Genomic DNA, 13,638 nt, shown 5'->3' on the forward strand with positions numbered 1-13,638 from the left:
CAGCCCGCCTCCCTGCGCATACCTCATGACTCCGGCATACCGCAACGATCACGAAACGTCAGTTCCTCCCCCGCCACTACGAGTTCAACCTCAGTGGTGCGAGAAGTTCGGCGAGGACGACCCGGCGACCCTGGCCCTCGGCCAGCGCCTGCGCTGGGTGCTGTGGCGGGTGGGCCGCTACCCCGAGGCCGCCGACCTCGACGAGCGCATGCTCGCCACGCTGGACCCGGCCGGGCCGGGGACCGAGGAGCCCTACCTCGTGGTCAAGGGTCTTGTCGCCAGCGACCGCAGGGTCAGCGGCGACTTCCGGGGTGCGCTGGAATACGACGAGGACGTGTACCAGCACGCCGTGCGGGCCTTCGGGGACGACGACCCCACCACGATCACGCACGCCTTCAACCTGGCCGTGTGCCTACGGGTGCACGGGGACTACCGGCGGGCCCTGGAGCTGGACGACAACGTCTGGCGCCTCAGGACGGAGATGTTCGGAGCCGACAGCACCCAGGCGCTGATCTCGCAGGCGTCTGTGGCGCTGGACCAGCAGGAGCTCGGCGAGTACACGCTGGCCCTGCGCATGTGCACGGAGAACGCCGAGCAGACGGAGGCCCTCCTGGGCGAGCCCCATCTGGAGACCTACCGTTCCAAGGCCCGGCTGGGAGTCGCCCAGCGCAAGGCGGGTCTGCATGCCGAGGCCGCCAAGAACACGAGCATCGCACTGGCGGCGCTGACCGAGCGGTACGGCGAGCGGGCGCCCGACGTGCTCCAGATCTCGCTGAACTACTCCATCGACCTGCGGCAGACCGGCAGACTCCAGGAGGCGCGGGACCGCTGCCGGCGCACCCGTGACCTGTACAAGGAGACCCTGGGCGAGGACCACCCGCAGACCATCTCCGCGGAGGCCGACCTCGCCGTGACCCTGCGTCAGATGGACCAGGTGGACGCCGCCCGCAAGCTGAACGAGTCGGTGCTCACCCGGTTCCGTCAAGCTCTGGGCGAGACGCACCCGAACACCCTGGCCACCGCCGTCAACCTGGCCAACGACCTCTTCGCGCAGGGCGACTCGGCCGCCGCCCACGCACTGGACGAACAGACCCTGGAGCAGGTGCGGGAGAAGTTGGGCGAGACCCACCCCACCACGCTCGTCCTGCGGGTGAACCTGGCGATCGACCTGCGTGCCCTGGGCCGCCGCGAGGAGGCAGAACTGCTGCACGCGGAAGCCGTGGAGGGGATCAAGGAGAAGCTGGGCGAGGCACACCCGGCGTACCACGACGCGCTGAAGTGGCGCCGGGCCAACTGCGACATCGACCCGATGTACCTGTAGCCGCATCCACAGGTGCCAAGGCGGGCTTCCGCGGATCTCCCTCCACGGAAGCCCGCCGTCACTTCCCGGTGTCCACCGCACGGCCCACCCACGCCGCGAGTTCAACGGGGTCCACCCGCCTCTCGACCCGCGCGTGCAGGTGCCGGGCGAGGGCGCGGACCAGTTCGGGTGCGGCGGTCAGCGCGCGTAGCGCCGACGGGGCGCGGCCGGTCTCCTCCAGTGTCAGCCTCAGGCCGGCCCAGGCTGCCGGTGCGGCCGGGGCCTCGGTGAGGGAGAGCCGGTAGTGGTGCTCGGCGGTGGCCGGGTCGCCCGTTGCCCAGACGAGGTCGGCCAGGACCGCGCCGGTGACGCCGGGCACGCCGTCCTCGTCCGCGGTGTCGCGGAGCTTGTCCAGCGCCACGGGGTCCGCCAGTGCCATACGGGCGAGCACGGCGCGCGTGTCGAGGTGCCACTGGCGGCGCGAGGCGCGCACCCCCTGACGCCGGGCGGGCAGCGTGGGCCCGTCGTCCGCCGACCAGGCCGCGGCGAGCGCCTCGACGTCCTCGGGAAAGGGCCGTACGTGATGCAGCCGCCACAGCGCACAGTGGTCGGCGGCGAGCCGCGCCGCCAGCTGTACGGCCTCGCGGGCGGCGGTCTCGCCGGGAGCCTCGGCCGTCCAGCCCGACACGGTGGCGTGCACCCCGTCCAGCAGGCTGCGGCCCGCCCCGGTGAGTTCGGGGTCGGTCACGATCCGGGGTACGACTTGCGCCAACTGGCCGCGCCACAGGGAGAATTCGAGCCAGGCGAGCTGGTCGTGCGCCCCGCCCGGCAGCCGGGTCCGGCCACGCCAGAAGCGGGCAACGCCGGTGAACGCGTAGATGCCCTGGAGCATGCCCGCCAGGGGCCGCGGGTCGTCGCGCCAGGGCGCGTAGTACAGCCGGCCCGGCCCCGGCTCCTCCTCGATCAGCGGGAAGAGATGGGCTAACGCGTCGAGTTTGCTGTGCTGGAGTTCATGGACGAGGGCCGCCGCGCAGGCCAGTTCGGACTCGGGCAGCGACAGCGCCAGGCCGCCCACGCCGTGGCCGCTGGTCGCGCTGCGGACCCGGAACAGCTCGTACGCCGGCATGGGCTGGATGGTGCGCAGCAGCGCGGTGAGGGTCACGGCGGAGGCCGGATCCGCCTCCGCCACCAGCCTGGCGCCGCCCTGCACCAGCCGCGTCAGCCGGGTGGCGGTCCGTCGGCCCAGTCGCCGGGCCGCTCCGGTCGGCCGCGGTGCGATGCGGTGCGGCCCCAGGTCGTCGAAGGCGAGGCGGACCGGGGCGGTGCCCGGCAGCCGTAACTCCGCGTGGTGCAGCGGCAGCCAGCCCGGCGCGGGGCGTGACGGGTCGTCCGGCAGCCGTACGAGGCCGTGCGGGGCGGTCACCGTGACGGTGCCGGCGCGGGCCGCGAGCACGGCGACTTCCTGGGCCGCGCGGACGGGCAGCCGGACCTGGCCGAGGGCGGGCAGCTCGACGCGGCCCGCGACGCAGGGCAGCGGGAAGGAGAAGTCGAGGCCCGCGCGCAGGGCCGCCGTCGCTGCGAGGCAGTGCAGATGTCCGACGTCGGCCCACAGGGGCAGCTCGTGCGGGCGCGGGCGGCACAGCCGGTTGAGCAGCTGGGCGGCCCACAGGCCCGTCTCGGGCAGGTCCAGCAGCTCCCGTACTGCCGTGGGCGCCCGGCGTTGCGCGGCGGCCAGGAGGTCCCAGGCGCGGCGCGGCGCGGGCAGCGGTCCGGCCGCCGCACCGGCCAGCGGCGTGAGGGCGTCCATCAGCACGTCCAGGAGCAGCAGCCGGTGGCTGTGCTCGGCCCGGACGAGTTCGGCGAGTGCGTCCGCGTCTCCCTCGCCGTGGGTCAGACTCTCGAACTGCCGTGGAGTGAGCCCGTGCAACGGCTCTGCCTCTCCGGCCGCCGGAGTCCGTCCCATCAGCCACCGCCACTTCCTGGAGACGCACTCCTGGCGGGTCTGCCGATGGTCTTCAACAAACGTTCCTTGGCATGCTCCCGGTCGAGGTCGCCGTGTGTGCGCAGCTCCTCCAGGGAGGTGCCGTTCAAGTCGGGCAGGTCCGACCTGATGGCAGGTTCCGGATTCTGCATCCTGCGGTAGACCTCCCCCTGAACAGCCAGAGCCTGAACGATCCGCCTTTACATCATGACCCAAGCCCCGGTCGCCGGAAACATCGTCAACCGGCCAGGATCGTAGGGCTGTTGGCCGGTCACTCTGCTGTGAACCACTCCGGATAGTCCTGCAGCACCGCTTCGAGATCATCGAGCGCCACCGTCCCGGCGTCCACCAGGGACACTGCCTTCCACAGGTGCCACAGTCCGTTCCGGAAGGCCACACATGTGCTGATCAGCCTGAGGATCTCGACTCGCGGCACCGCGTTGCGCGGCACGGAGCTGGAGATGTCGAGGGGCAGATGGCTGATGACCACGGCGCGCAGACCGGGGTCCAGCATGGCCGGGACGGCTTGTAACGCTCCCAGCAGGCGCTCGTAATCCGCCACTTCCAGTCGCCGGCGGGCCACCGCCCGGCCCGCCTGCGTGCGGATCTCCGCGCCGCCGCCCTCCGACCACAGCGTCGTCGGTACGGCGGCTGCCGGGCCCTGCGCGCGGAACCGTTCCCGGAGGGCGGCGGCGAGCGGGGCACTGTCGTAGCGCCATTCCGGGTGGGCGCGCAGCAGTTCCAGGGCCGCCGGGCTGAAGACGCCGGTGGTGACCTGGCCAGGCCCGGAGGCGAACAGCACGTGCTGGCCGAGGGCTTGGCGCAGGCGCCCGCGGGGTACCGGGTCGGGGCGCAGGGCGTGGCCCACGGTGGTCACGTCCGTGAAGCTCTGGCAGGCGTCGATCAGCCAGAGCTGGCGCGTGTGCTGCGGGGCGAGGTCGGAGCGGAAGGCGGCGAGGGCGCCGTCCAGGTCCAGGCAGCGCAAATCGGGGGTGGTCGCGTCGGCGTACACCAGGCGCCGCTTTCCGTCCAGGTCCACCAGGCCGTGCCCCGCCCAGGCGACAAACAGCCAGTCGTCGGCCGCCGGGGCCACTTCCCGGAAGAGCACCTCGTGCACCCGCTCGCGGTCGGCGGGCCGCCAGTGCACGCCCGCAGCCTCCAGCAGGGCCCGGTTCGCGGGCAGGGGGGACGCGAGCACCTTGATCGAGTCCGCCGCCACGCCCTGTTCGAGCAGCCACGCACGATAGGCCAGCACGTCCCGCACCGGCCCGTCCAGATTCCAGGAACTCCCCGTCCCGTACTCCTCGACCGCCACCAGCACAGCCCGGCTGCCGCCGCCCACAGACTCCCCCGTCGCCGTGTTCATGACCCGAGTGTCCCGGACACGGACGGCACCGGGCCAGATCCGTGCGAGGCCGCCCGTCTGTGCCCCCCGCGTCGTCGTGCGCCCTCGATGCCGGCGCACGCGCCCCGGCTGTCCGCGCCGGTCGCTACGACGGCGTACGCGCCGCCGCCAGCAGCCGGGTCACGTCGCCCGAGCAGATGGTCAGGGCCGCGCCCACCGTGGACAGGACGTCGCGTTCGGCGGGGGTGTACGGGCCGTCGGCGAGGGCGATGCGGGCACCCTGCAGCAGGATCGATTCGCGGCCGACCGGGGCGAGGTGCGGGGCCAACGGGTCCAGAGCCTCGTGCAGCTCTATGGCGAGTCCGGCGCCGCAGGACTGGCCGTAGACCCGGCCGGTGTCCGCGGCCAGCGCCTCGACGAGCGCGTTCAGCTGCTCCTCGGTGCAGTCGTCGAAGCCGGCCGCGCGAACCGTGCTCGCGGCGGCCTCCAGTGCCGCACGGGAACAGGTGCCGCCCGCGGCCAGCACCGCGAGCGCGACGGTGTGGACGGCGTCGCGGAGCATCGCCGAGAAGCGGGTGGTGGTGGGGTGGTCGAGGATGTCCGTGCCGAAGTGGCGGCGGCAGGCCGCGCATTCGACGACCGGCGCGGTCTGGCCGCGCGGCAGCACGGGCACCCCGAGCAGGATGAAACGGCGGTGGCCGGTCAGCCGCTGGTAGTTGCGGTCGCCACCGCAGCCCGGGCAGAAGAACTCGCCGTCTCCGACGGGTGTCCACGCGGTGCGGGTACCCAGGAGGCGCGCAGGCCTGGCGGCTCGGCCGTTTCGTCCCCGTACTGGCAGCACGTCGCACCTCCTTAACACCGCGGCAACATCGTCGCGGTGCCCGTGATGTTAGCCACATCGGTGAGGTGTAGTCAGCACCCTGGACGAGACCTTTCCGTGACCTCCACGACAGATGGCCGACAATCGACGGGGCCCTGATCGCCGTATACGGCGATCAGGGCCCCGAAACGCCCGGTCAGACGGGCGAGGACCTGGCTAGCGGGCGGCCCGGTTGACCGCCGAGACAACCGCCTTCAGCGACGCACGAGTCGTGTTCGCGTCGATGCCGATCCCCCACAGGACCTTGTCGTCGATCGCGCATTCGATGTAGGAAGCGGCCTGCGCGGAGGCGCCCTCGCTCATCGTGTGCTCCTGGTAGTCCAGCAGCCGGGCGTCCACGCCCACCTTCTGCAGTGCGTCGAAGAAGGCGGAGATCGGGCCGTTGCCGGTTCCGGTCAGGACGGTGTCCCGGCCGTCGACCGTCGCCTCGACCCGCAGTGTGTCCACGCCGTCTGTGTCGGTCGTCGACTGGCCGTTCTTGACCTGAATACGGCCCCACGGGTTCTCGGGGTTCGGCAGGTACTCGTCCTGGAAGACCGCCCAGATGTCGCCGCCGGTGACCTCGCCACCCTCGGCGTCCGTCTTCGCCTGGATGAGCTTCGAGAACTCGATCTGCATCCGGCGGGGCAGGTCCAGCTTGTGGTCGTTCTTCAGGACGTACGCGATTCCGCCCTTGCCGGACTGCGAGTTGACACGGATGACGGCCTCGTAGGAGCGGCCGACGTCCTTCGGGTCGATCGGCAGGTACGGGACCGCCCACTCGATGTCGTCGACCGTGACGCCCTTGGCGGCCGCGTCGGCCTCCATCGCGTCGAAGCCCTTCTTGATGGCGTCCTGGTGGGAGCCGGAGAAGGACGTGTAGACCAGGTCGCCCACGTACGGGTGGCGCGGGTGGACCTCCATCTGGTTGCAGTACTCCCACGTACGACGGATCTCGTCGATGTCGGAGAAGTCGATCTGCGGGTCGACGCCCTGCGAGAACAGGTTCATGCCCAGGGTGACCAGGTCGACGTTGCCGGTGCGCTCGCCCTGCCCGAACAGACAGCCCTCGACGCGGTCGGCGCCGGCCATCAGCGCCAGCTCGGCGGCGGCGACGGCGGTGCCGCGGTCGTTGTGCGGGTGGATCGACAGACAGACGTGCTCGCGGCGGGACAGGTTGCGGCCCATCCACTCGAAGCGGTCGGCGTGGGTGGAGGGCGTGGAACGCTCGACCGTCGCCGGCAGGTTCAGGATGATCTCGCGGCCGGGACCCGGCTGCCAGACGTCCATGACCGCCTCGCAGACCTCCAGCGCGAAGTCCAGCTCCGTGTCGGTGAAGATCTCCGGGCTGTACTGGTAGCCGAACTCGGTCTCCGGGCCCAGCAGCTTCTCGGCGTACTCCATCACCAGGCGGGTGCCGTCGACGGCGATCTGCTTGATCTGGTCCTTGGAGCCGCGGAACACCACCCGGCGGAAGACCGGCGCGGTGGCGTTGTACAGGTGGACGTTGGCGCGCCTGGCGCCCTTCAGCGACTCGACGGTCCGCTCGATCAGGTCCTCGCGGGCCTGGGTCAGTACGGAGATGGTGACGTCGTCGGGGATGGCCCCGGGCTCCTCGATGATCGACCGTACGAAATCGAAGTCCGTCTGGCCGGAGGCGGGGAAGCCGACCTCGATCTCCTTGTAGCCCATCTTGACCAGCTGGTCGAACATCCGGCGCTTGCGCTCGGGCGACATCGGGTCGATCAGGGCCTGGTTGCCGTCACGCAGGTCGGTCGACAGCCAACGGGGGGCCTGGGTGATCCGCTTCTCGGGCCAGGTGCGGTCGGGGATGTCGACCTGCTCGTACTGGCCGTACTTGTGGATCGGCATGGTGCTGGGCTGCTGGCGGTTCGCCATGATGACTCGGGCTCCTCAGGGTGTCCGGAAGGACGGCCGACGACGCAACGCCAAGCTCCGCGGGGAGGGAGTCGACCTGGACTACAGGCCCTCGCCGCGGCAGCTAAGAAGAAGCAGCCCGAAACGCATGATGCGAAGCATGCTAGCCGAGCCGCTCCCCGTGCGGGACGTCGTATCAGTATGCGGGACCCGGGGGATGAATAGGACAAAAAGTGCGCCATACCACTTCGTCACGGAGCGTGCACTTCCCTGTCCGCATATTTCACCAATCATGGTTGCGGGTAGTGACACCGGCATAACTCAGTGCAAGGGTGCCGGGCATGACGACCAACGGGGGCTTCGAGCCCGTCTTCTGCACCGTCGTACCGCCGCATGTCCTGGACAAGCTGGCCCGGCACGACGACCCCGCAATCTCCGGTCCCGCCCGGCGCACCCTGATGCGCGACAGCGAGCTGCGCGGGCGTCGCCGCGTGACGACCGAGTTCGGTCTCGCGGCCGCGCCGACGACGAAGGCACCGGCGGACCAGCCGCTGCGCACCATCTACGACGCCGGGCACAAGACCGACCTGCCCGGCACGAAGGTGCGCGCCGAGGGTGCCGCGCCGGTCAAGGACGCCACGGTCAACCGCGCCTACGCGGGTCTCGGCGCCACCTTCGACCTGTACCTCAAGGCCTACCAGCGCCACTCGATCGACGGCGACGGCCTGCCGCTGGACGCCAGCGTCCACTACGACGTGAAGTACAACAACGCCTTCTGGAACGGCGAGCAGATGGTGTTCGGCGACGGCGACGGCGAGATCTTCCTCGACTTCACCATCCCGATCGACGTCATCGGCCACGAGCTGACCCACGGCGTCACCCAGCACACCGCGAACCTCACGTACTTCGGCCAGCCGGGCGCCCTGAACGAGTCGATGTCCGACGTGTTCGGCTCGCTCATCAAGCAGTACACGCTCGGCCAGACCGCCGCCGAGGCCGACTGGCTGATCGGCGCCGGCCTGCTCGCCCCGAGCGTCACCGGCAAGGCGCTGCGCTCCATGAAGGAACCCGGCACGGCGTACGACGACGACGTGCTCGGCAAGGACCCGCAGCCCGCGACCATGGACGACTACGTCCGCACCGGCCGCGACAACGGCGGCGTCCACATCAACTCCGGCATCCCCAACCACGCGTTCTACCTGGTCGCCTCCGCGCTCGGCGGCCATGCCTGGGAGAAGGCGGGGCAGATCTGGTACGACGTCCTGACCGGCGGCGAGCTGTCCTCGCAGGCGCTGTTCAACGACTTCGCGAAGCTCACGGTCGCCGCGGCGAAGGCCCGCTTCAACGAGGGCGAGGAACTGCAGGCCGTACAGAAGGCGTGGGAACAGGTCGGGGTGCGGATCCTGTAACTCCGTACTAGACAGGGACCCATGCGTATTCAGGTGAGGCGCACGGGTGGGTTCGCGGGCATCGAGCGCCGTGCCGAGGTGGACACCTCGGGCCGGCCCGACGCCCAGGAGTGGCAGGCCCTGGCCGAACGCGCGCTCGCGTCCGGCCGGGGCACGCCTCCCGTCGGGGTGCCGGACGGCTTCAGCTACGAGATCACGGTGGACGGGAAGACGGTGCACGCGGCCGATCCCCGGCTCACGGACGAGCAGCGCGAACTGATCAGCCGGGTACTGAAGGAAGGGGCGTAACCGGCAGTTCACGCCTGGGCGTTGACTTCCGTTACCGCCGGTAAGGATGATCCCGCCCATGGCTTCTGATGCAGGCAATCCGATACCCCGCTTCCCGGCCGGCTTCGTGTGGGGCGTGTCGACCTCGGCCCACCAGATCGAGGGCGCCGTCGACGAGCGCGAGCCGTCCGTGTGGGACGTCTTCACGGCCGGGCCGGGACGGGTGAAGGACGGCTCGACCGCGGCGGTGGCCTGCGACCACTACCACCGCTACCGCGAGGACGTGGCCCTCCTGGCCGACCTCGGCGTGGACGCGTACCGCTTCTCCATCTCCTGGCCGCGGGTGCGCTCCACGGGCGGCCTCGACTTCTACGACCGTCTCGTCGACGAGCTGCTGACCGCGGGCGTTCGGCCGGTCCCCACGCTCTTCCACTGGGACCTGCCGGTCGCGCTGGACTGGCTCGAACGGGACACGGCCTCCCGTTTCGCGGAGTACGTGTCCGTCGTAGCCGAGCGGCTGGGCGACCGGGTGAAGAAGTGGATCACCCTCAACGAGCCTGCCGAACACACGCTGTTGGGCCACGCGCTGGGCGCGCACGCACCCGGCAGGCAGCTGCTCTTCGACGCCCTGCCGGTGGCCCACCACCAGCTACTGGCGCACGGCCTGGCCGTACGGGCCCTGCGCGCATCCGGCGCCACGGACATCGGCATCGCAAACTCGCACGGGCCGACCTGGCCGGTCTCCGAGGAGACCGCGGACCTGGAGGCGGCGGGCTTCTACGACCTGCTGCTGAACCGCCTGTTCGCCGACCCGCTGCTGCTCGGCCAGTACCCGGAGGGCATCGGCGAGTTGATGCCGGGCGATGTCGAGTCCGACCTGAAAGTCATCGCGGAACCCCTGGACTGGTACGGCATCAACTACTACGCACCGACCCGCGTGGGCGCCCCACAGGGCGAGGACATCGAGTTCGGCGGGCTGACCATCCCGGCCGAACTCCCCTTCTCGGTACGGCAGATCGAGGGCGTCCCGGTGACGGACTTCGGCTGGCCCGTCGTCCCCGAGGGCCTGACGGAGCTGCTCACCGGCTTCCGAGAGCGCTACGGCGACCGCCTCCCGCCCGTCGTCATCACCGAGAACGGCTGCTCCTACCCGGGCCTCGACGACCAGGACCGGATCGCCTACCTCGACGGCCACCTCCGGGCCCTGCACCAGGCCGTCGAGGCGGGCGTGGACGTGCGCGGGTACTTCGTGTGGTCGCTGCTGGACAACTTCGAGTGGGCGGAGGGGTACGAGCGCCGGTTCGGCCTTGTGCACGTCGACTTCGAGACGCAGCGGCGGACACCGAAGTCCTCGTACGGCTGGTTCCGGGATGTACTGCGGGCGCAGAGATGACCGCCACCCGGCCCGCGGAGGCACTCGCCGAGCCCGTCGAACGGGTCGGCCGGGGCTGGACGGCGGCCCTCTCGCTCGCCAACGGGGCGATCTGGGTGGGCTGGTACGGCCCCCTGCAGATCCTGCTGGCCTCCCAGGCGAAGGACTTCGCGCCGGGCTCCGGGATGTCCAAGGAGACGATGCTGGCGTGGGTGACGGGGGCCGGTGCGGCGGTGTCCCTGGTCGCCAACCCGCTCTTCGGCGCCCTCTCGGACCGGACGACGTCCCGCCGGGGTCGCCGTACGCCATGGATCGTGGCCGGGGCGGCGGGCGGCGCGCTGTCGTTGCTGCTGCTCGCGGGCGCGGGCGGGGTGTGGACCATGGCGGCCGGCTGGGGTCTGGTCCAGCTGACGCTGAACGCGGCGTTCGCGGCGGTGACGGCCGCGGTGCCGGACCGGGTGCCGCGGCTCCAACGGGGCTCGGTGGGCGGCTGGTTGGGCGTCGCGCAGATCCTGGGTGTGGTCGGTGGGACGGGGCTTGCGACGGTGGCCGGGGGCGTCGGGGCCGGGTATGCCGCGTGCGCGGTGTTCACGGTGGTGGGGGTGCTGCCGTACGTCCTGCGCTACGAGGACCTGCGGCTGGCGGCGGCGGACCGGCCGGCATGGTCGTGGCGGTCGTTCGCCGCCGGATTCTGGCTGAGTCCGCGCCGGTATCCGGACCTCGGCTGGGCCTGGCTGACCCGCTTCCTGATCAACCTCAGCAACGCACTCGTACTGCTCTACCTGCTGTATTACCTGCGGGATCGCCTCCACTACGGCAACCCCGACCAGGGCGTGCTGATCCTGACGGCCGTGAACGGGGTGACGCTGCTCGCCACGGTCGTCGTGGGCGGGGTCCGGTCGGACCGGGTGGGGCGGCGCAAGCCGTTCGTGATCTGGTCGGGTGTGCTGATGGCGGTGGCGACGGCGGCGCTGGCGGGCTGGCAGACCTGGCCGGGCGCGATCGTCGCGGCGGCGGTGCTCGGGGTCGGCTTCGGCGTCTTCACCTCGGTCGACTTCGCGCTGATGACGGACGTACTGCCGAAGGCGCTGGACCGCGGCAAGGACCTCGGCGTGATCAACGTGGCCAATGCCCTGCCGCAGGTCGCGGCGCCCGCCCTCGCCGCGCCGATCGTGACGTATCTCGGCGGCTACCGGGTGCTGTACCTGGTGTCGGCGGTGATCGGGTTGGCGGGGGCGGTGCTGGTCGGGCGGATCAAAGGGGTGGACTGAAGCGTCTACGACGATCCGGGGCGCTTCACAGGGCTCCGGCGTCCCTGGCCGCGTAGACGCTGGGGTACAGCGGGCGGTAGCCGAGTTCCCGCCGGATGCGCTCGGTCGAGGTGATCACCAGCCACGGGTCGGGGTCGGTGCGGGTGTAGAGCTCGGCGGGGATCTCGGCACCGTTGAGCTGGTGCAGTTCGACCGCCGTGACGGGGGTGTCGTCGGCGATGTTGTAGATCCGGCCGGCGATGCCCGGAGCGTGCAGGATGCGCAGCAGCCCCTGGGCGACGTCTGCGTGGTGGCCCATCTGCAGCCGCTGGGTCGCCGCCCAGTTCCGGGCCCACATCAGGGACTGGGCGAGATGCGGATCGCCCTCGCCGTAGACGAAGGGGAGCCGGCCGACGCGTACGTCCATGCCGTCCAGGGCGAGCAGTTGCCGCTCGGCCTCGGCCTTGGACTCCGGGTAGGCGCCCCACATCGCCCCGCCGGGCCGGCTCTCGTCCTCCTCGGTCAGCGGGCGCCCCCGCCCGGTGCCGTACACCAGCCCCGTGCTGACCTGCACGAACCGCTGCACTCCGGCGGCCAGCGCGGCGCGGCCCAGTTCCACCGCCGCGTCCCGGTTGACCGCCCACGCCTCCTCGTCCGGCACCCCGCGGAAGGCCGCCGCGACGTTCACGACCGCGTCGGCCCCGGCCACGGCCTTGGCCAGCGCCTCGGTGTCCCGGAGGTCCCCGACGACGACCTCGGCACCCAGCTCGGCGAACCGCTCGCCGCGCGCCGCGTCCCGTACGAGGACCCGCACCCGCTCTTCGCCACGGGTCTGCGCCAGCAGCCTCGGCACGAAGCGCCGCCCGACCTGCCCCGTCGTACCGGTCACCAATGTCAGCATGTTCTGCTCCTCTCGTCGACGACCAGCTTTGGACGGGACGGCGGGGCGCGGGAGAGACCTCCCGATCGGGGGATCGACAGTCCCTGGATAAGCCGGGCGGACTCCCGCACGCTGGAGAGGTGAACCGAGCCGAACTCGCCGACTTCCTGCGCCGCGGCCGCGCCCGCCTCGACCCGTCCGACGTGGGGCTCACGCCCGGCGCCCGCCGCCGCACACCGGGCCTGCGACGCGAGGAGGTGGCGCAGCTGGCCGGTATGTCCGTGGACTACTACACACGGCTGGAACAGTCCCGGGGGCCGCGTCCCTCCCGCCAGATGCTGACGGCGCTGGCGCGTGCCCTGCGTCTGACGGACGACGAACGGGACCATCTGTTCCACCTGACGAGCGAGGAGCCCCCGCGGCACGGATGGGGGTCCCCCCGCTCGAGCGAAGCCGAGAGTGGGGGAGCGTCCGTACATGTACGGCCCGGTCTGCTGCTGGTGCTGGACCGGCTGCACGACACCCCGGCGATGGTGGGGACCGACTGCGGTGAGGTTCTCGCGCAGAATGCGATGTCGAAGGCGCTGAGCGGGGATGTGTCCGCCCGTCCGCTTCGGGACCGCAACATGCTGCGGCGCTTCTTTCTGGACCCGGCGGCCCGGGAGTTGTTCCCTCCCGAGGACGTCGCGGAGCACGCGCGCGCCCATGTGGCGAACCTGCGGGCGGTGGCGGCGTCCCGTCCCGACGATCCGGAGCCGGCCGCGTTGGTGGCCGAACTTCGGGCGTCGAGCGGGGAGTTCGCGCTGCTGTGGGACGAGCACGAGGTGGCGGTACGCCGTCGGTCGACGAAGCGCTTCCGGCATCCCGTGGTCGGTCGGCTGGAACTGGACTGCGAGGTTCTCCTCAACGAGGACGCCCACCACATGCTCATCGTCCACACGGCCCGCCCGGGCACGGAGTCGTACGAACGCCTGCAGCTGCTGCGGGTGGTGGGCCTGCAGACCTTGGATCCGCCCCCGCCGCCCCTTCCCGTCCCGACCCTGGGGACTCCGCCCCCAGACCCCCGACCGGCCTGAAGGGCCTCGTCCTCAACCGCC

General features: G+C 71.3%; 11 protein-coding genes. 6 read left to right on the forward strand and 5 right to left on the reverse strand.

Annotated features, from left to right (window positions below; translation table 11 throughout):
* Nucleotides 1-1,321: FxSxx-COOH system tetratricopeptide repeat protein (gene fxsT / locus AB0N07_RS46960; protein WP_365846472.1), on the forward strand; the 1,321-nt coding region annotated here is incomplete at its 5' end.
* A gap of 58 nt (nt 1,322-1,379) precedes the next feature.
* On the opposite strand, the gene AB0N07_RS46965 is transcribed toward fxsT, so the two are convergent.
* The 4 genes from AB0N07_RS46965 to leuA form a co-directional block, all read right to left on the reverse strand.
* Complete coding sequence (locus AB0N07_RS46965; RefSeq protein ID WP_365846474.1) at nt 1,380-3,263, reverse strand: HEXXH motif domain-containing protein; 1,884 nt, start codon at nt 3,261-3,263, stop codon at nt 1,380-1,382.
* A gap of 289 nt (nt 3,264-3,552) precedes the next feature.
* Complete coding sequence (locus AB0N07_RS46970; RefSeq protein ID WP_365846476.1) at nt 3,553-4,647, reverse strand: hypothetical protein; 1,095 nt, start codon at nt 4,645-4,647, stop codon at nt 3,553-3,555.
* Nucleotides 4,648-4,771: 124 nt separating this feature from the next.
* Nucleotides 4,772-5,467 (reverse strand): TerB family tellurite resistance protein, encoded by a 696-nt coding sequence (locus tag AB0N07_RS46975; RefSeq protein WP_365846478.1) that lies wholly within the window; start codon nt 5,465-5,467, stop codon nt 4,772-4,774.
* Nucleotides 5,468-5,662: 195 nt separating this feature from the next.
* Nucleotides 5,663-7,384, reverse strand: coding sequence for a 2-isopropylmalate synthase (gene leuA, locus AB0N07_RS46980; RefSeq protein WP_365846480.1), 1,722 nt, complete (start codon nt 7,382-7,384; stop codon nt 5,663-5,665).
* Between the two features lie 320 nt (nt 7,385-7,704).
* On the opposite strand from leuA, the gene AB0N07_RS46985 reads away from it, so the two are divergent.
* Genes AB0N07_RS46985 through AB0N07_RS47000 form a run of 4 tightly spaced genes read left to right on the forward strand, consistent with a single transcriptional unit; the run spans nt 7,705 to nt 11,682 of the window.
* Nucleotides 7,705-8,772 carry a M4 family metallopeptidase gene (locus tag AB0N07_RS46985; protein ID WP_365846483.1) on the forward strand — a complete coding sequence of 356 codons (1,068 nt, stop codon included), beginning with the start codon at nt 7,705-7,707 and terminating at the stop codon, nt 8,770-8,772.
* Between the two features lie 21 nt (nt 8,773-8,793).
* The gene (locus AB0N07_RS46990) at nt 8,794-9,060 is read left to right on the forward strand and encodes a protealysin inhibitor emfourin (RefSeq protein ID WP_365846484.1); all 267 of its coding nucleotides are present in this window, start codon (nt 8,794-8,796) and stop codon (nt 9,058-9,060) included.
* 58 nt (nt 9,061-9,118) lie between these two features.
* On the forward strand, nt 9,119-10,432 hold the full coding sequence (locus AB0N07_RS46995) for a GH1 family beta-glucosidase (protein ID WP_365846487.1): 1,314 nt from the start codon (nt 9,119-9,121) through the stop codon (nt 10,430-10,432).
* The gene (locus AB0N07_RS47000; protein ID WP_365846489.1) at nt 10,429-11,682 is read left to right on the forward strand and encodes an MFS transporter; all 1,254 of its coding nucleotides are present in this window, start codon (nt 10,429-10,431) and stop codon (nt 11,680-11,682) included. Before AB0N07_RS46995 ends, AB0N07_RS47000 begins: the two co-directional genes overlap by 4 nt.
* A 25-nt stretch (nt 11,683-11,707) precedes the next feature.
* Here the strand turns inward: AB0N07_RS47000 and AB0N07_RS47005 are convergent, their stop codons facing one another.
* Nucleotides 11,708-12,562, reverse strand: coding sequence for an NAD(P)-dependent oxidoreductase (locus AB0N07_RS47005; RefSeq protein WP_365846491.1), 855 nt, complete (start codon nt 12,560-12,562; stop codon nt 11,708-11,710).
* A 119-nt stretch (nt 12,563-12,681) separates the two neighbouring features.
* Here AB0N07_RS47005 and AB0N07_RS47010 point away from each other — a divergent pair, with 119 nt between their 5' ends.
* Entirely contained in the window at nt 12,682-13,617 is a 936-nt protein-coding gene (locus AB0N07_RS47010) for a helix-turn-helix transcriptional regulator (RefSeq protein ID WP_365846493.1), read from the forward strand.
* The last annotated feature ends 21 nt before the right edge of the window (nt 13,618-13,638 follow it).

Source organism: Streptomyces sp. NPDC051172, assembly GCF_040682555.1.
GTDB lineage: Bacteria > Actinomycetota > Actinomycetes > Streptomycetales > Streptomycetaceae > Streptomyces.

Bases quoted from the DNA above. Each gene is read 5' to 3' on its own strand.
- leuA (WP_365846480.1), bottom strand. From the start codon at position 7,384: ATGGCGAACCGCCAGCAGCCCAGCACCATGCCGATCCACAAGTACGGC.
- AB0N07_RS46985 (WP_365846483.1), top strand. From the start codon at position 7,705: ATGACGACCAACGGGGGCTTCGAGCCCGTCTTCTGCACCGTCGTACCG.
- AB0N07_RS46990 (WP_365846484.1), top strand. From the start codon at position 8,794: ATGCGTATTCAGGTGAGGCGCACGGGTGGGTTCGCGGGCATCGAGCGC.
- AB0N07_RS47000 (WP_365846489.1), top strand. From the start codon at position 10,429: ATGACCGCCACCCGGCCCGCGGAGGCACTCGCCGAGCCCGTCGAACGG.
- AB0N07_RS46995 (WP_365846487.1), top strand. From the start codon at position 9,119: ATGGCTTCTGATGCAGGCAATCCGATACCCCGCTTCCCGGCCGGCTTC.
- AB0N07_RS46965 (WP_365846474.1), bottom strand. From the start codon at position 3,263: ATGGGACGGACTCCGGCGGCCGGAGAGGCAGAGCCGTTGCACGGGCTC.
- AB0N07_RS46970 (WP_365846476.1), bottom strand. From the start codon at position 4,647: ATGAACACGGCGACGGGGGAGTCTGTGGGCGGCGGCAGCCGGGCTGTG.
- AB0N07_RS47005 (WP_365846491.1), bottom strand. From the start codon at position 12,562: ATGCTGACATTGGTGACCGGTACGACGGGGCAGGTCGGGCGGCGCTTC.